The following is a 17,807-nucleotide window of genomic DNA, read 5'->3' as shown; positions in this document are numbered from 1 at the left end:
GCACATCGGTAGATCAACTGTTTTATCGAAGCCAAAACCGGTTGTGCGCCCGGTTTTGCATGGTCCCGCACGTGCGGAAAAACTAGAAAAGAATACCAGTTGAGGTAGTCTTGTCGTGAGCACGCATGATCAAGGATCAGCTCATGAGCGAGGAAAGCCCCAGGAGAGACTGGCCGAACCAGGAAATAGAATCCGGCACACTCGGTGCGCTGGCGCATCTTTATCGGGCCGAAGTGTTTCGCAGCACGCACTGGCGCACACGGCTGGACAACACTACGAACTGGGCAGTGGTCACCACAGGCATCGCGCTGTCAGCGACCTTTTCCAACAAGGATGCTTCGCCATTGCCAATGGTTCTGGTCGGACTGCTGGTCACGGTCTTTCTGATCTTCGAGGCACGCCGTTATCGATACTACAATATGTTCCGCGCCAGAGCCCGGCTGATGGAGTCCGATCTCTACGCGCCGATCCTCCACGGGCGAAAGGTGCCGTGGGGCAGCGAGTGGAGCAAGATGCTGGCGGATGACTACGAAACGCCACACTACCACATCAGCCTGGCGCGAGCTGCAGGACGTCGGCTGCGATCAAATTATTCCTGGATCCTCGCCATTCAAGCCGTCGCCTATTACGGCAAGATTGCCATTCATCCAGAACCTCTCACCAGTTTCGCAGACGTGTTCGCACGAGCTGCAATCGGCCCTATTCCCGGAAGTTTCGTGATGTTTGCCGGGCTTGTGTTTCATCTGAGCTGGGTTGTTTTTGCTTTCGTTACCCTGCGGCTGGACAAGATTTACCGCGAAAAGCGTCAATCGCCGATGCAGGCGATCTGACCTGGGACCGCGACCGAAATACCGGCAGTTTCATTTCTGATCAGCAACTGATATATCAAAAGACCATCTATTACAGACATAGAGTATATTTTGATGACCAGCGATGTCAGCCAATCCACCCAGGCGTACCGGGACCTGGAAGAAGACATCGTCACCTTGAAGCTGAAGCCCGGTGAAGCGGTTACGGAAACTTATCTGACACAACGGCTCGGTATGGGACGGACACCCATCCGTGAAGCTTTGCAACGGCTCAGTTGGGAAGGCCTTTTGACGATACGTCCAAGGCTTGGTGTGATCGTCGCCGACATGAACCCGGCAGATTTCGTCAAGGTGCTTGAAGCAAGGCATGCGCTGGAGCGCCTGATGGCCGGCTCAGCTGCCAGACTAGCCAGTCAGCAGGAGCGCCAGGCTCTTGAAAAATGCGCGGAGGAAATGAGAGAGGCTGCCTCTGTGCCTGATGTTGAAGCCTACCTGAGACTAGACAAGGCTTTCGACGAGGTGGTTGCTCAAGCAGCCTGCAATCCTTTTGCAGCAAAGGCACTCGCGCCGTTGCAGAGCCACAGCCGACGCTTCTGGTATCGCCATTTCGGTCAGACCGATCTGAACCCTGCCGCATGGAGCCATTTGGAAGTTATGCAGGCGATCGCCGCCGGTGACGAACCGTCTGCGATGGAACATGCTGAAAATCTCATGCTCTACCTGAGGCGGCATGCCATGTCGTTGCTCAGCGGACACAGCTGAGGTCAACGCGGAAGACACGCTGCTTCAAGTGAAGTCACCCACACAGGAGAGGATCGATGCTATCGGCGAGGATTTCCAATGAGAGTGGTGATGAAAGCGCAGAACTTGCCGATGAGATCGAGCGACAATTGCTTCGCTCGCTCCGACAACACAACATCCAATCGCGCAATGAAGCCATTGTTCTGAAGGCAACGTCAAAAGATGGACAGTTGCTTGGCGGTGTAACGGCATCAACGTCCTATGGCTGGTTGCTTTTGAAAGTCCTCTGGGTTGACGAAAAAGCCCGCGGCTCAGGGCTCGGGTCAGAGCTTTTGAATGCCGCGGAAACCGAAGGACGCCGGCTCGACTGCCATGGAGCTTGGTTGGACACGTCCAACCCCCAAGCCTACGAATTCTATCTGAACCGTGGCTACGAGACGTTCGGCACTCTAGAGAACAAGGCGTCTCAGCACCCGGCAAACCATTGCCGCTGGTTCATGAAAAAAGAGCTTTAGGCAAGCGATTGCATTAACTTGGCAACCAACCGAAAGCCAATTGCAACACACTCCAGCAAGAGCCGGTTGAGCTTTACGAATTCGCAGCCTGCTTTTCCGACTTGAGCAGCCAGGAGAAGAGCGCCAGAGCAACAGCTGCTCCTGCAAATTCAGCAATGATGAAACCCGGCAGATCAACGGGCCTGATGCCGGCAAACGTATCGGTAAAAGCTCTTGAGATTGCGACAGCGGGATTGGCAAAGGACGTCGAAGCGGTGAACCAGTATGCTGCCGTGATATAGAGCCCCACCAACCAGGGCACCGCCGCTTCTCGAAACCGAATGCCGGCGAGAATAGTCGCGAGCAGGCCGAATGTCGCAACAATTTCCGCAACCCATTGCCCTGCCCCCGTGCGCACGGTTGTCGAGGCTTGCAGAACCGGCAGTTCAAACATCACATGCGCAACCAACGAGCCTGAGATACCGCCGAGGATCTGCGCGATGATGTAAACTGCAGCGACGGCCAAACCGAGTTCACGTTTCAGCCAGAAGACAAACGTCACGGCTGGGTTGAAATGCGCACCGGAAATCGGGCCAAGCATCGTGATCAACACCACCAGGATTGCACCGGTTGGGATCGTGTTGCCGAGCAGAGAGACGGCGACATCATCAGAAAGCTTGTCCGCCATGATACCGGATCCGACAACAGTTCCCACAAGCATGGCGGTTCCGAGCGCCTCCGCAACGAGGCGCCGGGACAGGCTGAATTCAGACATGTTTTAAATCCTGTGCGTCAGCTGCAGCGCCGATCGCTGCCAGTTTTTGTTTTCCGTCGCCGGTGGTAAAAACGGCATCACCAAGAACAAGCATGGCTTGGATACGCTGTTTGAGGCGCCGATAGGCCAGGTCAAAGGCTTCACCCCTTACAGCATCATCACCTTCTACGGACGCCGGATCCGGAATACCCCAGTGAACGACCAGTGGATGACCCGGCCAGACCGGACACGCTTCTCCGGCAGCGCTGTCACAAACGGTCACGATCAGGTCCATCTGAGGTGCATTCTGTCCAGCAAATTCTTCCCAGCTCTTTGAGCGGAAACCGTCTGTGGGAAGACCATGACGCGCTAGACAGGCCAATGCGTCTGGATTGACCGATCTACGCGGTGTGGACCCTGCCGAATAGGTTTCAAACCTGCCTTCGCCCATGTAACGAAGAAGGCCTTCGCCCAAAACTGAGCGCGCGGAATTCGCCGTACAGACGAACAGAACATTACGCATTTTCAAAAATGCCCCACCATGTTTGTGAAGTCAGGTCGCCTCGTCTTCAATCGAAGTGCAGGAAGTGAAGATATTTGCAATCGGAGCACAAAGATCCGGGTTTCCACCGCAACAGTCTTCCAGAAGATAGGTCACCAGGAGCTGCATTGTGCTCAAGCTGGCCGTGTAATGAATGGACCGCCCATCTCGTTCAGCGGTAACGAGACCAGACCGCGCCAAAGCACTTAGATGCGCCGACAAAGTGTTCGGGAGCACTTTGAGTGCGTCTGCAATGGCACCTGCGCTCATGCCTTCCTTGCCGGCCTTCACCAGCAGACGAAAGACATCGAGGCGGGTTTCCTGGCCAAGGGCGGCCAAAGCATCAAGAGCTTTTTGTTTTTCCATAATTCGAGAATACTCGAAATAACGAAGTAAGCAACTCCTTTTCCGGATGCATTTCAGGCACCTCGAAAGGCGAAAGCGGCATAAATGAATACCAGAGTCGAGAGTAGTGCAGTGAGAGCGAAAACGAGCCCGAACCCGCCAAGAGCGAACGCAGCGCTGGACACTGCAAGTCCGACGGTGCCGCCCGCGATCTGGGATGTCATGGCAATCCCGCCACCCTGTCCATGTTTGTGCTCAGGCAATGCCTCCGAAACAGCGGCTCGTGTCGGTGTGAATAGAAACGGAAACGCCAACCCCGCGATCAAAAGCCCTGGAACGAACAGAAACACATTCTCATAGGACCAGGTCGCGGCTTGCCAGAGGAAGGCAAGCGTCAGCACACCAAGGCCGAAAAGCACTTGCCACCGTTTTGCAATCTTGTCGGCATACCGCCCGCACACCACAGCGGTAATAGGCTGCAGGGCCGGTGCGAGCATGACAACGACACCCGCCTGAAAAGGCGTCAGGTGCAGATCGGTCTGGGCATAAAGCGCAACAAAGACAAAGAGTGGCATCTTGGCATATTGCGCCGTGAAGATCGTCAGATTGCTTCCCGCGAAAACGGGGCTCGAAAACAGATCGACTTCAATCAGCGGCATGCTTTGCCGAAGCTCGAACCTCCAGAAAAGCCCGAAAAGAACCAGCCCGAGGAACATCGAGGCAAGGATCAACGGATTGCGCCATCCAAGATCACTCGCCTCCATGAGACCGAAGACAACGCAAAACATGGCCGTCGCCATCAGAAGCAATCCGATCCAGTCAATTTGCCGTCCCGCTGGTCGTGGCACATCTCGCCAGGTGAGCGTCACCAATACGGCAACGACTACGGCAACAAACGGATTGATCCAGAAGATCCATCGCCAGGACAGAAAGTCGGTAAAGAGCCCTCCAACCAGAGGTCCGAGTGCGAGAAACGTCGTTCCAACGGCACCACTTGTTGCCAATGCCGCCCCTCTGACATCCTTTGGAAAAGTTATCGTGATCATCGCAAGGAACAACGGAAAGATGATCGCGGCACCAAGTCCCTGCAGTGCCCGTGCTGCGATCAACGCGCCTCCCGACGGTGCAAACCCGCACGCAACCGAGCAAATGGCAAAAAGCGCCAACCCGAACAGGAAAACGCGCAGAATTCCAAACAGATCCGCAATCTTTCCGCCAACTGCAACAAAACAGGCAAAGGTCAGGAGATAGGCATTCACCACCCAGTGGGCGTCATTGTTCGAGAGCCCAAGCTCCTTCTGGATGGTCGGCAAGGCAATTCCGACCACCGTCTCGTCCAGAAGCACAAGCCCCAGAACACAGCTGACGGCACCCAGGAGCCACCATTTTCGATTTGCGTCCGAAATTGCCTGCATGAAAAAGGCTCCCGAAGACCAGCTTCAGGAGCCTACATGAACAAGCCAAGTACGTGCACGGCTTAATAGCCTTGCAACAACATCAGGCGGCTTTTGCCGCCAGACGCTTTTTGATGCTCTCAACATCGGCCCGTGGTGTCGCAGCAAACAGTGTTTTGGTGTAGTCGTGTTGAGGATCGTTGAACACCTCGTCCCGAGTGCCGTATTCAACAACTTCACCAAAATACATCACCATCACCTTGTCGGCGATGTAACGCACCACTGACAGGTCATGCGAAATGAACACGTAAGTCAGGTTCATTTCTTCCTGCAGATCGGCAAGAAGGTTGAGGATCTGGGCCTGTACGGAAAGATCCAGAGCGGAGACAGGCTCGTCCAGCACGAGTAGTTTTGGCTTCATCATGATGGCACGGGCAATTGCGATGCGCTGCCGCTGCCCACCGGAAAACATATGCGGGTAACGACCGTAGTGCTCAGGCGGCAACCCGACCTTTTCCAGCATCTGAAGTGCAAGGTCACGACGTTCAGCTGACGGCATGTCCGTATTCAGGAGCAGCGGTTCTTCAAGAACATGTCCTATCTTCTGGCGCGGATTCAGCGATCCATAGGGATTCTGGAAAACAATCTGGACTTTCTGGCGCATCTCCTTGGAAATGCCAGTCTTCGAAATGTCGATCGGCAGACCGTCAATTTCAATCGATCCGGACGATTGTGCGTCGATCATGGTGAGCATGCGGGCAAGGGTAGACTTGCCGCATCCGCTTTCTCCGACAACGGCCAGTGTGGAACCGCGTTCCACATCGAGGCTCACACCTTTGACAGCAGTCAGTTGAGACGCCTTTTTGAACAGCCCGCCCTTGATGTCATAGGTACGATAAACGTCGCGGACTTTGAGGATGATATCGTCGGCCACTTAAAATCCTCCCGCTTGAGCAAAATCGCTGACCGTCGGCAGACGGTCGCCCGTCGCATTTTCCGGCAATGCCGAAAGCAGCGCTTTTGTGTAGGGGTTTTGAGGGTTTTCAAACAGAGAAAGCACATCAGCCTCCTCCATTTTGCGGCCCTGATACTGAACGATCACACGATCGGCGGTTTCGGCGACAACGCCCATGTCATGCGTGATCATGATCAGACCCATGCCGCTTTCCTGCTGGATTTGAACCAGCAGATCCAGGATCTGCTTTTGAATGGTCACATCAAGCGCCGTTGTCGGCTCGTCTGCGATCAACAGTTTCGGCGAACACGCGATTGCCATGGCAATCATCACACGCTGACACTGGCCACCGGACATCTGATGCGGAAAGGCATTGAGCCGTCCCGCCGGGTCAGGGATGCCAACAGCTTCGAACAGCTCGATCACGCGGTCCTTGATCTGTTTGCCCTTCAGACCCGTGTGTGTCTTGAGGGTCTCGTTCATTTGAAAGCCGACCGTGAAACAAGGGTTCAGACTTGCGATGGGTTCTTGAAAGATCATCGAAATATCTTTGCCGATAACCTTCCTGCGATCCTTCGCGGAAAGGGTTCGAAGATCGAGGCCTTCGAACTCCATCTTGTCGGCAGTGATGGTTGCACTGTCCGGCAACAGGCCCATTGTCGCCAGCATGGCGACCGATTTCCCAGAACCGGATTCGCCGACAATTGCCAGGACTTCACCTGCATCGACTGTGTAGTCAACGCCGGACAACGCCCGGAACGGTCCCTTGGCGGTATCGAATTCAACTCGAAGGTTTCTGATTTCCAGAAGAGACATTCAATCAGCTCCTCTTCAGTTTCGGGTCAAGCGCATCACGCAGACCATCGCCGACTAGATTGATGGCAATCACGGTGATCAGAATGGCCAGACCTGGGAAAGTAACCACCCACCAGGCACTCAGGATGAACTCCCGGGCCTCGGCAAGCATCGTGCCCCACTCAGACGCAGGCGGCTGAGCGCCCATCCCGAGAAAGCCAAGTGCGGCTGCATCCAGGATTGCGTTGGAAAAGGAAAGCGTTGCCTGAACGATCAGCGGTGCGAGACAGTTCGGCAATATGGTCTTGAACATCAGACGAAGGTGACCAGCACCAGCAAGCCGTGCGGCGACCACATAATCGCGCGACCGCTCCGCCAAAACGGCTGCACGTGTCAATCTGACGAAATGCGGCTGAAGAACAAGCGCGATGGCAATCATCGCATTTGTCAGCCCCGGACCGAGGATGGCAACAAGAACCAGCGCAAGAAGGAGTGCCGGGAAGGCAAGGATGATATCCATCAAACGCATGATGAATGTATCGACCGCGCCGCCTGCATAACCTGAGATCAGCCCCGTCACGATCCCGACACAAAGCGAAATGGTGACAACGATGACGCCGATCCAGAGCGAGTATGCAGCACCGTGCATAAGCCGGGAAAGAATATCGCGCCCGACAGCATCCGTTCCAAGAATGAAGGTCGACTTGCCACCTTCTTCCCAGAAGGGCGGAACCAGGAAGCTGTCCCGATATTGCATGTCCGGATCATGCGGTGAAATCCAGGGGGAAAGCACCGCGACTGCGACCAGCGCGACAAAGATGCAAAGTCCGATAACCGCGCCTTTGTTCCGCGAGAAGTAGTACCAGAATTCGGCGAGATTGGCCCAGGTAGCGCTTCGGCTCGCCGCCTGAACCTTGTCTGTTTCGGCACCGGTGGCCGGAGAGGTATTTGTCATTTTCTAACCCTCGGCTCAGTTGTGTCGGATGCGTGGATTGATCAGGCCGTAGAGCACATCCACGATCAGATTGACCATCATCACGATGCCGGCAATCAGAAGAAGGCCGCCCTGGACCACAAAGTAGTCCCGGCGCGAAATGCTGTCGAAAAGCCATTTGCCGATACCGGGCCACGAGAAAATGGTTTCTGTCAGGATCGCTCCGCCAAGCAGAACTCCAACCTGCAGGCCAATGGTCGTGACAACCGGGATAAGAGCGTTTCGAAGCGCATGGAGACCTATCACCGATTTTGGTGCGAGGCCCTTTGCGCGCGCGGTGCGCACATAATCCTCTCCGAGGACCTCAAGCATGGCGGATCGGGTCTGGCGGGCAATCACCGCCAGCGGGATGGTCGCCAGAACGATTGACGGCAAGATCAGATGCCGTACCGCCGACAGGAACGCGCCCTTTTCTCCAGACAGCAAACTGTCGATCAGCATGAAACCCGTCACCTGCGGGAAAAAGTAAAGCAGCGAGATCCGTCCGGAAACCGGTGTCCATTGCAACACACCGGAAAACAGGATGATCAGCAACAAGCCCCACCAGAAGATCGGCATCGAGTAGCCGACAAGCGCTGTTCCCATGATCGCCTGATCGGCGATCGATCCGCGTTTCACCGCAGCAAAGATACCTGCCGGAATTCCTATGCAAACTGCAAGAATGATCGCGCAAAGCGCGAGCTCCGCCGTCGCGGGAAAGAGTGTCATGAACTCGTCAAGCACAGGCTTCTTGGACGAAAAGGACGTTCCCAGATCACCTTGGAAGATCCCGAGTATATAGTCGAGATACTGTTGCCAGTAGGGCTTGTCAAAGCCCAGCTGCCTCATGACTTCAGCCTTGCGTTCCGGCGTAATACCGCGTTCCCCGGCAAGGAGTTCAGCTGGATCACCGGGCAAAAGGCGAATGAAGGTGAAGGCGACGAAGGTGACGCCGATAAATGTCGGGATCAACAGGCCGAGACGACCTAGAAGAAAGCGGAGCATGTCAGGTTCCAGATACGAAGAACCAGCGGAAACTGTCCGTACTCCCGGAAGCATCCGCCGGCCATAATATTTGAAGGCGCCGGCATTGCTGCCAGCGCCTCCTTGAGATTAGGCGGATTTATTCCGCGATGTCTACGCCGTCAAACCAATGGCCGCCGAGCGGATCCATTACGTAGCCGGTGACTTTGGAAGACATCGGCATGAAGACGACGGAGTGCGCGATGGTTGCCCAAGGTGCTTCTTCCTTGAAGACAGCCTGTGCTTCTTCGTAGAGCTTGGTGCGCTCCGCCTTGTCCGTAACGGTCTTGGCTTTCTGGATCAGAGCTTCGAACTCGTCGTTGCACCACTGCGCGCGGTTGGAACCACCAACACCGTCACAACCGAGCAAAACGGCAAGGAAGTTGTCCGGATCGCCATTGTCGCCGGTCCAGCCGAGAAGAACGGCACCGTCGCGGTCAACATCCTTGGAACGGGACAGGTATTCACCCCATTCGTAGGAGACGATTTCAACATTAACACCGACATTGGCAAAATCAGCCTGAATGACTTCCGCCATCCGGCGAGCATTCGGGTTGTAAGGACGCTGCACCGGCATCGCCCAGACCTTCATGGAAAGGTTTTCTACACCGGCTGCTGCCAGCATTTCCTTTGCCAGGTCAGGATTGTAGTCGTCGTCCTGGGTCGCTTCGTTGTAGGACCACATGGTCGGCGGGATCGGGTTCTTGGCGGCCTGGCCGGAGCCCTGGAATACCGCGTCAAGGATTGCCTGCTTGTTGACGGCATGGTTAAGCGCCTTGCGGACTTCCTTCTTGTCGAACGGAGCCACCTTGGTGTTGTAGGCCAGGTAACCGACGTTCAGACCCTGTTGTTCCATCAGCGTTAGGTTGCTGTCAGCCCGGATATCTTCAATGTCAGCCGGTGCCGGATAAGGCATGACATGACATTCGCCGGCTTTCAGCTTCTGCAGTCGAACGGCTGCATCCGGTGTGATTGCGAAGATCAGGTTGTCGATCTTTTCCTTGCCGTTCCAGTAGTCGGCATGTGCCTGATACCGGATCACTGCATCTTTCTGGTAACCGACAAATGCGAACGGACCAGTGCCTACCGGCTGCTGGTTCAGCTGTTCCTTGGTACCGGCAGCTTCAAGCTGCGCAGCATATTCGGCAGAAACGATGGACGCGAAATCCATGGCGAGGTTCGCGATCATCGGAGCTTCCGGGCGGTTCAGCACGAACTTGACCGTATGGTCGTCAACCTTGACGATTTCCTTGATCAGGTCCGGCATGGACATGCCGTTGAAGTATTCCCAGGCAGTACCGGGTGTGTACTCGTGCCACGGATGATCTTTCTTCAGCTGACGCTCGAAAGAAAAGACGACATCGTCAGCGTTGAAATCACGGGTCGGTGTGAAGAAGCCGGTGGTGTGATACTTCACGCCCTGACGCAATTTGAAGGTGTACTCCAAACCGTCTTCAGAAACTTCCCAGCTTTCAGCAAGACCTGGCAGGACCTCTGTCGTGCCACGCTTGAACTCGACAAGCCTGTTGTAGATCGGCTTGGAGGAAGCATCGAAAGTTGTACCGGCGGTGTAAAGTGCGGTGTCGAAGCCTTCAGGTGAACCTTCAGAGCAATAAACCAGGGTTTTTGCGGACGCGCCAGTTGCTGCGATCACAGCAAGGCTGGCGCCAAGAAGGCTAGCCTTCAAGGTTTTTTGGAAATTCATCAAACTGTTCTCCCCTTGATGAAGAAGCAAGGGCCCTGCATCGTTGAACCGTGCAAAGGAGTTAAGCCCGAGCCAGCGCAAACTAAGGCGTTTTTTTGGCGGAAAATCAACTGCCAACATATTTCTAATTTCACCTGTTTTTTGAAATTTTTTTTCTAGGTAAGCCATGCTGCCGTAAATTTTTGACGCAAGACCCTAGGCACAATGGAAACAAATACCGCTACGGCACTATTTTTTGGACTTAGTATAAGTGTTTGAAAACAAAAAAGCTCCCGCCTTGGCGGGAGCTTGTGAATCTAGCAACCTTACGTAGATCTTGTTCGCCTGACCGCATCCTGCCAGCCGGACAGCAATCGACGTCTTTCTGCCTCATCCAGCCGAGGTTCGAACCTTTTTTCCAGTTTCCATTGCGCTGAAAAGGATTCAGCTCCCGGCCAGACGCCTGCTTTCGAGCCTGCAAGCCAGGCGGAGCCGAGTGCCGTCGTCTCGGCAACCGTTGGACGGTCAACGGGCGCTCCAAGAATGTCGGCCAAAAACTGCATGGTCCAGTCGGATGCCGTCATCCCGCCATCCACCCTCAGGACAGGCTTTTCGGCATCCGGCCAATCCGCCTGCATCGCATCAATCAGATCGCTGGTCTGGTAGCCAACGCTTTGCAGCACGGCTCGCGCGATTTCCTTCGGGCCTGTGTTCCGGGTGAGACCGAACATTGCTCCTCTGGCGTCCGCATCCCAGTGCGGCGCTCCCAGACCGACAAAAGCCGGAACCAGAAAAATATCCTGGTTGGCATCTGCCTGTTCAGCAAGTCCTTGCGTGTCGCCTGCACTTTCAATGATGCCAAGTCCGTCCCGCAGCCATTGCACCGCGGCACCTGCGACGAAGATTGACCCTTCCAGGGCATAAGTCGTCTTGCCGTTCAAGCGGTAGGCGATGGTTGTCAGCATCCTGTTGTTGGACCTGACCGGCGCATCGCCGGTGTTCATGAGTGCGAAACAGCCGGTTCCGTAGGTCGACTTTACCATTCCGGGCTTGAAACAGGCCTGGCCAACGGTTGCCGCTTGCTGATCACCGGCAACACCAAGGATCGGGATCGACCGGCCAAACAGATCAGCCTCGGTAACGCCAAACTCGTCAGCACTGTCTTTCACGTCCGGCAGCATGTTGAGAGGGATCTTCAACAAACTGCAGAGTTCTGCGTCCCAGGCGTTTTTGTGAATATTGTAGATCAGTGTCCGCGCGGCATTTGTTGCATCGGTTACGTGAACCGTACCGCCCGTGAGCTGCCAGATCAGCCAGGTATCGACAGTGCCGAAAACAAGTTCGCCACGGTCTGCCCGCGCCCGGACGCCGTCAACATTGTCGAGAATCCAGGCAATCTTCGTTCCCGAAAAATAAGGGTCGAGCAGCAGGCCGGTCTTTGACGTGAATTTGTCTTCCAGTCCATCGGCGCGCAGCTGTGCGCAAAAATCGGATGTTCGCCTGTCTTGCCACACGATCGCGTTGTAAACCGGCTCACCGGTTGAACGATCCCAGATCAACGTGGTTTCCCGCTGATTGGTGATCCCGATCGCAGCAACATCCGCGCCACCTGACGGAGCCTTTTCCATGGCTTCGCGGCAAACGCGCAGCGTACTGGTCCAGATGTCCGTCGGTGAATGCTCCACCCAGCCTGATTTCGGGAAATGTTGCGGAAATTCCTGCTGGCCGACACTAAGCGGCTGATAGTCATCGCCAAAGACGATCGCTCGGCTTGACGTCGTGCCCTGGTCTATAGCCAACACACATCCTGCCATGGCCCACCTCCCATTGATTTTGTTTGTTCGAGAAACTGTCGGCGCTACCGTCAGCTATTTCGGTTAGAGAAAACTATGCAGCAGCGCCAGGTCTGTCCGCAAGATAGTCTGAAATGAAGCCATCCAGTCTTGCAGCCTCCTCCTTGGAGATCCGAAGACCAAGCTTGGATCGGCGCCAGAGCACATCGTCCGCGCTTCGCGCCCACTCGCGTTCGATCAGCCATTTCACTTCAACTTCATAAAGGTCATGACCGAAGCAAGGGCCAAGCGCATCAAGTGACGCTGCATCGCCAAGCATAAGCCGGGCATCGGTGCCGTAGTGGCGCATCAGGCGTGAGGCGAACTGCTTCCCGATAAAGGGATAGTCTCGAACAAGTTCATCAACTTGCCGGTCAAAGTCCGTCACCCTGAAATCACCGCCCGGCAAGGGAGCATACGCCGTCCAGACGCCGCGCTTGAAAGGAAGATACGGTTCCAGTTTGGCCAGGACATTTTCTGCCAATTTTCGATAGGTGGTGATTTTGCCGCCAAACACCGACAAAAGGGCAGGCTTGTCTTCGCCGCCATCCAGTTCAAGCACATAGTCGCGGGTGGCCGCCTTGGCGTCTTTCGCACCATCATCATAAAGAGGCCGCACGCCCGAATAAGTGTGAACGACATCTTTGGGCTCGATCGCTTCCGCCAGATACTCGCTAGCGGACTTGCAAAGATAAGCAATCTCATCGTCGGAGATGCGCACGTCGCCCAGGTCGTCCTGGTAGTCGACATCCGTTGTTCCTATCAACGTGAAATCGTCTTCATAGGGGATAGCGAAAATGATGCGGCCATCGCCATTTTGAAAAATGAAACAGCGATCGTGTTCAAACTGGCGCGGAACGATGATGTGACTGCCTTTGACCAGCCGAACGGCAGAAGTGTTGTTCGCACCAACAACGCCGTTGAGCATTTCAGCAACCCAGGGCCCTGCGGCATTGACAAGAACGCTGGCGGAAACAGTCCGTTCCTCTCCGGTATCCTGATCCTTTAGAACGACATTCCAGACATCATTGTCCCGACGCGCGCTGATGCATTTGGTGCGTGTAAGAACCTCCGCACCACGGTCCGCCGCATCGCGCGCGTTCAGGACAACCAGCCGGGCGTCATCCACCCAGCAATCCGAATACTCGAACCCCTTCTTGAAGAGATTTTTGAGACCTTGAGAAAAAGGTGCCTGATCAAGGCGCACTGTTTTGGTCGCAGGCAGAAGTTCACGCCCTCCCAGATGGTCATACATGAACAAACCCAACCGCAGCAGCCAGGCCGGACGAAGATCTTTGTGGTGAGGCAGAATGAAGCGAAGTGGCCAAGCTATATGTGGCGCGGCCCGCCAGAGCACTTCGCGTTCCTTGAGCGCCTTCCTGACCAGATTGAACTCGTAATATTCCAGGTAGCGCAGGCCGCCATGAATGAGCTTCGTTGACGCCGATGAGGTCGCGCCGGCAAGATCACCCATTTCCACAAGCATAACGGAAGCACCGCGGCCGACAGCGTCACGTGCGATGCCCGTGCCATTGATGCCTCCGCCAATGACCAAAAGATCGTAGTCCGCCGCCATAACCTGTCTCCGGCTGATATGAAATTGCAGTTGCCAACCCAAAATGAAAATAAAGCGAAACTCAGTGAAATTCAATCAACAATTTCCTGCTCGCGACGAAACCACCATTTCGTCGAAAGCCCTGTAGAATACTCCAAAAAAGAGCATCATGAGTTCACTTACAAATTATTGAAAAATCTAATGTTCTCCGTCATCCGCCGGCGCATCATCTACAGGTTTCGACTTCTGAGATCCGGTTTTCACTTTCTCTTTCGCTTTCGCGGTATCGGTTGCAAAAGGTGGTGTCGCCGCATGATAGGTCACTTGCGGGAATGGAATCTCGATATCGCGCTCGTCAAAGACCTGCTTCACAAATTCATTGTAAGCTCTGCCGACAGACCACTGATCGCCGGGCCTTGTCTTGATACGCGCCCTGATATCGATTGAGCTGGCGCCGAAATTGGTCACTCCGTGCATTTCAAGGTCACCGAAAATGCTCGATTTGAAATCTGTCTCGTTCAACCGTCGGAATGCCTCCGCCATTGCCTCTTTGGCATAGGTGATGTCGGTATCGTACGACACGCCGATCAAGGCAACATGATAAGAAAAGCCGCGCATGAAATTGGACACCATGTCCACGGAGGAAAACGGAATGATATGAGTGGTGCCATCCAGATCCCGCATCCTGACGGATCGCACCGTGATACCTTCCACTGTTCCCGTTATGCCTGCCACGGTCACCACATCGCCTTCATTGATCGCGTTCTCAATCTGAATGAAAGCACCGGTGATGATGTCTTTCACCAGGGTTTGCGCACCGAAGGAGATCGCCAGGCCCACAACACCGGCACCGGCGATCAGCGGACCGATATCAACACCGATTTCCGAAAGTGAAAGCAGGATCGCCATAACGATAATCACGACTGTAAAGGCGTTGCGGAACAGCTGAAAAAGGGTCCTCTCCCGCGCCGTAACAATGTATCCGGCTCGGGACTGCAGGCGAAGATCCACCCAGGACATAACAGCAAGCCAGACGACAAAGGCAACAATCAGCACCATAAAGGCCGCACCATAACTGCTGACCAGGCGGGCTCCGGTTTCACTATAAACCCAATCTATGACGCTCAGGAGGCCCCAAATGTCGAAGAGCAGCAAAATGGTACCGAAGAACACGATTGTTCTGATGAGCTTGAGCAGCCTTGGAACGAAGGCGTTGAGCCTGGACTGAAGCGCAGGAAGTTTTTCGCGAAGCTCGCTAGGAATGCGAATGCCGCCTTTGATCGCACGCGTCATCACAAGCGAAATTGCCATGCCCGCCATTATTGTGATGATTGAAAGACCAGTTGCCCGAAGAATGATTGTCGTAGCATCGAAGGGGCGGGTAACCCAGACCAGAAAAATCGCGATGATGTAACCATAGGCACCGACATGCCAGAGGTTGCCAAGATTGGTGAGGGCGCTCTGGGCAAGTCCGCTTTGAAGGGTTTGTGCATAAGTGCGCGTGCCTTCGCGAACATTCAGCCGGTTCCGTGCGATCAGCACCATCAGATAGAGCATCCCGATGAGGACAATCAGAAAGCGCAACGCGTTCCCGAGAACAAAGGAGACGGCGATATTCGCCACCGGAACGGCAAGGAAAACGCCGTAGTTGACCCAGAACATGTAGTAGCGGAGCTTGACATACCAGTAGTCGGCACTCGCATTGGAAAACGGAAGAAGACGCAATTCCGGTCGCTGTGGTGCAAACACAAATCTGAGAGAAACATTGGCCATACCGGTGATGAAAAACGCATTTAGCGCCAGGCTCTCCTGAAGTGACACACCGGCCTGAAAGCCACCATAGGCAAGAAGGGCAACCAGATACCCGACGCCTAACCCGATTGCGACGGTGAGCCCGTCAATGATGGAAGTCAGGACAAGAATGAAGCTTCGGGTGAGCCCTCCACCATAGCGGGCCCGAACGGACAATTTCGGATAAATCAGCCGGGCGACCGCCTGACCGGCCCAAAAGGCTAGATAGGCGGATCCAAGGACGACCACAACCTGGATGAGCACATCTTGAGCCCGGTCCCATTTGATCGGAATTTCTCCGCTGAAAATGAGCAACAGCCCCCTTAGCGAATGCACTGATCGATCGACAACCACTCCAATTTCGTCTGCAATCGCTTTGGTATATTCACCGACCCGGATAACGAAGCCACGTCCGGTACTTTCGTCATCGCCAGATGCGGTCTGTCCAGTCGCCTGACCTTCTCCGGTCTGCGCATTGCTGTCCGTCCCAGCGCCTTCTTCGGAGGTGCTGTCCTTGAGCAATTTGATGAGCGCTTCGCGACTGGCAGGGTCGTTGAGAACTTTGATAAGAGCTTCATTGGCCTTTTGAACATCCGACGTCTGTGAAGCCTGTTCGCTCGCCTCCTGGCTTGGCGCGTCTTGCGCAAGTGCCAAAGGTGCCCCAAGCACCATCAACCCCAGGATCACGACAAGGATGTTGCCCAAAATTCTCATCATAATTCCTGTACTTGCGGCGCGAAGGTGCGAACACTGTCTCAAGCACAACAATAGAAAACAACCTGCGGAAAAGAAAAGAGAGCTTGAAGGTCGATTGACCTTTTTGCACCGCGATCAAACTCAGCAACCGAGGGCCGACACGCTTCATGTATCAAGTTCAAACTGCAAATTTTCCGTGCCGGGCAACAATAAACCAAGTTTACGCAAGGTAAAAAAGCATCATTCATCCATGGGGTAACGTAATAATAACAATATAGACGTCAATCTAATGGGAAGAGGAGCGTGGATGTCGAATTCCCTGATCGAACTGGCCCAGGATAACACCGAGGGAGCTCGCGAGCGCTTGTTTGCGCAAGTGAGCGAGCTTGTTGTTTCCAATCTGGATCAGCGCACTGATCGGGAGCTGGCAATCTTTGCTGAAGTCATCATCAAGCTTTATGGCGTTGGATCCGCAAAGGATCGCGCTCGCCTGGCCAAAAGGCTGGCGTCGCAAACAAACACCCCCTCGGAGCTTGCAAAGCGTCTGGCGGAAGACAATGTCAACGTGGCCATGCCCGTCCTTGCCAATTGCCCTGTGTTTTCGCAAGAAGACCTGCTGGACTTTGTTGAGCGTCTGAGCGCTTCCCATCTCCAGGTGATCGCGCGTCGCGCCGACCTCTCACCGCAGATTTCAGATGTTATCGCCGAGAGAGGTGACCGACCGGTTCAGCGGATCCTGGCCGGCAACCGCGAAATCAAACTGTCTCGAGAAACGATGCTCAAATTCGTGCAGCTGGCGACGGAGGACGTGGTTCTGCGGGAAGACCTGTGTTTGAGAACCGATTTGTCACCTACCGTCTGCCGCCAGTTGCTGCCGCTTGTGAATGAGGAAACAAAAAAACGGCTTCACGGGATCATAGAGGGTTCACTTTCACAAGATCAGCTCAATCAGATCGCGCGGCTCAAGGCGTTACGCCGAGAATTCGGCGATGCGCTCGAAACCACCGATATGGAGCTGCTTTGGCGGGATGCCGAACGCAACGGAATTTCGATTAGTGAATTGATGATCCTGCTGTTGCAGGATGGCCGGTTCAATCACACGATTGAACTGCTCAGCGCACGCGGCCGTATTGCCCAAAAAGCTCTGAAAGACGCAGTCTTTGAAGGCAAGCTCGATCTTGTCTTGAAAACAGCTGCCAAGGCGCAACTCGACACATCAACCTTCGCTCTTTTTGCAAAGGTGCGCTGCGATCATCTCAAGATTCCCTCTGCAAGCGCCTCTGAGTGGACGGTTGCCTATAAGAAACACATCGAAAGCGCGGCCTCGGCTCGTCAGTCGAGATGTGGAGACTTTCAGGCAAAGCGCAAAGAAAAAAAGGCAAAACCGGGCACAGAACGCGCGTCCCGTCTGGCTGCGATGTAGTC

Annotated in this window: 16 protein-coding genes; 4 read left to right on the top strand and 12 right to left on the bottom strand. The window is 54.6% G+C overall.

Annotation, left to right across the window (positions count from 1 at the left end):
* Window positions 1-143: 143 nt before the first annotated feature.
* The 3 genes from K1718_RS05530 (at window position 144) to K1718_RS05520 (ending at window position 2,065) form a co-directional block, all read left to right on the top strand.
* Complete coding sequence (locus K1718_RS05530) at window positions 144-830, top strand: DUF2270 domain-containing protein (protein WP_265682899.1); 687 nt, start codon at window positions 144-146, stop codon at window positions 828-830.
* A 93-nt stretch (window positions 831-923) separates the two neighbouring features.
* Window positions 924-1,571 (top strand): GntR family transcriptional regulator, encoded by a 648-nt coding sequence (locus K1718_RS05525; RefSeq protein ID WP_265682898.1) that lies wholly within the window; start codon window positions 924-926, stop codon window positions 1,569-1,571.
* Between the two features lie 56 nt (window positions 1,572-1,627).
* Entirely contained in the window at window positions 1,628-2,065 is a 438-nt protein-coding gene (locus tag K1718_RS05520) for a GNAT family N-acetyltransferase (protein ID WP_265682897.1), read from the top strand.
* A gap of 73 nt (window positions 2,066-2,138) precedes the next feature.
* Here the strand turns inward: K1718_RS05520 and K1718_RS05515 are convergent, their stop codons facing one another.
* The 12 genes from K1718_RS05515 to K1718_RS05460 form a co-directional block, all read right to left on the bottom strand.
* A complete protein-coding gene (locus K1718_RS05515; RefSeq protein ID WP_265682895.1) occupies window positions 2,139-2,819 on the bottom strand; it encodes an aquaporin in 681 nt (226 codons plus the stop codon).
* Window positions 2,812-3,321 carry an arsenate reductase ArsC gene (locus tag K1718_RS05510; protein WP_265682894.1) on the bottom strand — a complete coding sequence of 170 codons (510 nt, stop codon included), beginning with the start codon at window positions 3,319-3,321 and terminating at the stop codon, window positions 2,812-2,814. The genes K1718_RS05515 and K1718_RS05510 overlap by 8 nt, the downstream gene beginning before the upstream one ends.
* Window positions 3,322-3,351: 30 nt before the next feature.
* Window positions 3,352-3,705 (bottom strand): ArsR/SmtB family transcription factor, encoded by a 354-nt coding sequence (locus K1718_RS05505; RefSeq protein ID WP_152499977.1) that lies wholly within the window; start codon window positions 3,703-3,705, stop codon window positions 3,352-3,354.
* Window positions 3,706-3,758: 53 nt separating this feature from the next.
* A complete protein-coding gene (locus K1718_RS05500) occupies window positions 3,759-5,099 on the bottom strand; it encodes an MFS transporter (RefSeq protein ID WP_265682892.1) in 1,341 nt (446 codons plus the stop codon).
* Between the two features lie 82 nt (window positions 5,100-5,181).
* Window positions 5,182-6,012: a dipeptide ABC transporter ATP-binding protein gene (locus tag K1718_RS05495; RefSeq protein WP_152499975.1), complete on the bottom strand. Its 831-nt coding sequence runs from the start codon at window positions 6,010-6,012 to the stop codon at window positions 5,182-5,184.
* Window positions 6,013-6,849: an ABC transporter ATP-binding protein gene (locus tag K1718_RS05490; RefSeq protein ID WP_265682890.1), complete on the bottom strand. Its 837-nt coding sequence runs from the start codon at window positions 6,847-6,849 to the stop codon at window positions 6,013-6,015.
* Window positions 6,850-6,853: 4 nt separating this feature from the next.
* Entirely contained in the window at window positions 6,854-7,783 is a 930-nt protein-coding gene (locus K1718_RS05485; RefSeq protein WP_265682888.1) for an ABC transporter permease subunit, read from the bottom strand.
* 15 nt (window positions 7,784-7,798) lie between these two features.
* Window positions 7,799-8,806 (bottom strand): ABC transporter permease subunit, encoded by a 1,008-nt coding sequence (locus tag K1718_RS05480; protein ID WP_265682886.1) that lies wholly within the window; start codon window positions 8,804-8,806, stop codon window positions 7,799-7,801.
* A 118-nt stretch (window positions 8,807-8,924) separates the two neighbouring features.
* A complete protein-coding gene (locus tag K1718_RS05475) occupies window positions 8,925-10,529 on the bottom strand; it encodes an ABC transporter substrate-binding protein (RefSeq protein WP_152499971.1) in 1,605 nt (534 codons plus the stop codon).
* A 305-nt stretch (window positions 10,530-10,834) separates the two neighbouring features.
* A complete protein-coding gene (glpK, locus tag K1718_RS05470) occupies window positions 10,835-12,322 on the bottom strand; it encodes a glycerol kinase GlpK (RefSeq protein WP_265682884.1) in 1,488 nt (495 codons plus the stop codon).
* A 73-nt stretch (window positions 12,323-12,395) separates the two neighbouring features.
* A complete protein-coding gene (glpD, locus tag K1718_RS05465) occupies window positions 12,396-13,916 on the bottom strand; it encodes a glycerol-3-phosphate dehydrogenase (protein WP_265682882.1) in 1,521 nt (506 codons plus the stop codon).
* A gap of 177 nt (window positions 13,917-14,093) precedes the next feature.
* Window positions 14,094-16,403, bottom strand: coding sequence for a mechanosensitive ion channel domain-containing protein (locus K1718_RS05460; RefSeq protein ID WP_265682880.1), 2,310 nt, complete (start codon window positions 16,401-16,403; stop codon window positions 14,094-14,096).
* 286 nt (window positions 16,404-16,689) lie between these two features.
* On the opposite strand from K1718_RS05460, the gene K1718_RS05455 reads away from it, so the two are divergent.
* Window positions 16,690-17,805 (top strand): DUF2336 domain-containing protein, encoded by a 1,116-nt coding sequence (locus tag K1718_RS05455; RefSeq protein WP_152499968.1) that lies wholly within the window; start codon window positions 16,690-16,692, stop codon window positions 17,803-17,805.
* The last annotated feature ends 2 nt before the right edge of the window (window positions 17,806-17,807 follow it).

The organism is Roseibium porphyridii (genome assembly GCF_026191725.2).
In the GTDB taxonomy this organism is placed as follows: domain Bacteria; phylum Pseudomonadota; class Alphaproteobacteria; order Rhizobiales; family Stappiaceae; genus Roseibium; species Roseibium porphyridii.
Note: the sequence above shows the minus strand (reverse complement) of the source record. Positions and strands in the feature narration are given on the sequence as shown.

What these genes read in the sequence shown, in the direction of transcription:
- K1718_RS05530 (WP_265682899.1), top strand. Translation starts at nt 144, where the DNA reads ATGAGCGAGGAAAGCCCCAGGAGAGACTGGCCGAACCAGGAAATAGAA.
- K1718_RS05525 (WP_265682898.1), top strand. Translation starts at nt 924, where the DNA reads ATGACCAGCGATGTCAGCCAATCCACCCAGGCGTACCGGGACCTGGAA.
- K1718_RS05520 (WP_265682897.1), top strand. Translation starts at nt 1,628, where the DNA reads ATGCTATCGGCGAGGATTTCCAATGAGAGTGGTGATGAAAGCGCAGAA.
- K1718_RS05515 (WP_265682895.1), bottom strand. Translation starts at nt 2,819, where the DNA reads ATGTCTGAATTCAGCCTGTCCCGGCGCCTCGTTGCGGAGGCGCTCGGA.
- K1718_RS05510 (WP_265682894.1), bottom strand. Translation starts at nt 3,321, where the DNA reads ATGCGTAATGTTCTGTTCGTCTGTACGGCGAATTCCGCGCGCTCAGTT.
- K1718_RS05505 (WP_152499977.1), bottom strand. Translation starts at nt 3,705, where the DNA reads ATGGAAAAACAAAAAGCTCTTGATGCTTTGGCCGCCCTTGGCCAGGAA.
- K1718_RS05500 (WP_265682892.1), bottom strand. Translation starts at nt 5,099, where the DNA reads ATGCAGGCAATTTCGGACGCAAATCGAAAATGGTGGCTCCTGGGTGCC.
- K1718_RS05490 (WP_265682890.1), bottom strand. Translation starts at nt 6,849, where the DNA reads ATGTCTCTTCTGGAAATCAGAAACCTTCGAGTTGAATTCGATACCGCC.
- K1718_RS05485 (WP_265682888.1), bottom strand. Translation starts at nt 7,783, where the DNA reads ATGACAAATACCTCTCCGGCCACCGGTGCCGAAACAGACAAGGTTCAG.
- K1718_RS05480 (WP_265682886.1), bottom strand. Translation starts at nt 8,806, where the DNA reads ATGCTCCGCTTTCTTCTAGGTCGTCTCGGCCTGTTGATCCCGACATTT.
- K1718_RS05475 (WP_152499971.1), bottom strand. Translation starts at nt 10,529, where the DNA reads ATGAATTTCCAAAAAACCTTGAAGGCTAGCCTTCTTGGCGCCAGCCTT.
- glpK (WP_265682884.1), bottom strand. Translation starts at nt 12,322, where the DNA reads ATGGCAGGATGTGTGTTGGCTATAGACCAGGGCACGACGTCAAGCCGA.
- glpD (WP_265682882.1), bottom strand. Translation starts at nt 13,916, where the DNA reads ATGGCGGCGGACTACGATCTTTTGGTCATTGGCGGAGGCATCAATGGC.
- K1718_RS05460 (WP_265682880.1), bottom strand. Translation starts at nt 16,403, where the DNA reads ATGATGAGAATTTTGGGCAACATCCTTGTCGTGATCCTGGGGTTGATG.
- K1718_RS05455 (WP_152499968.1), top strand. Translation starts at nt 16,690, where the DNA reads ATGTCGAATTCCCTGATCGAACTGGCCCAGGATAACACCGAGGGAGCT.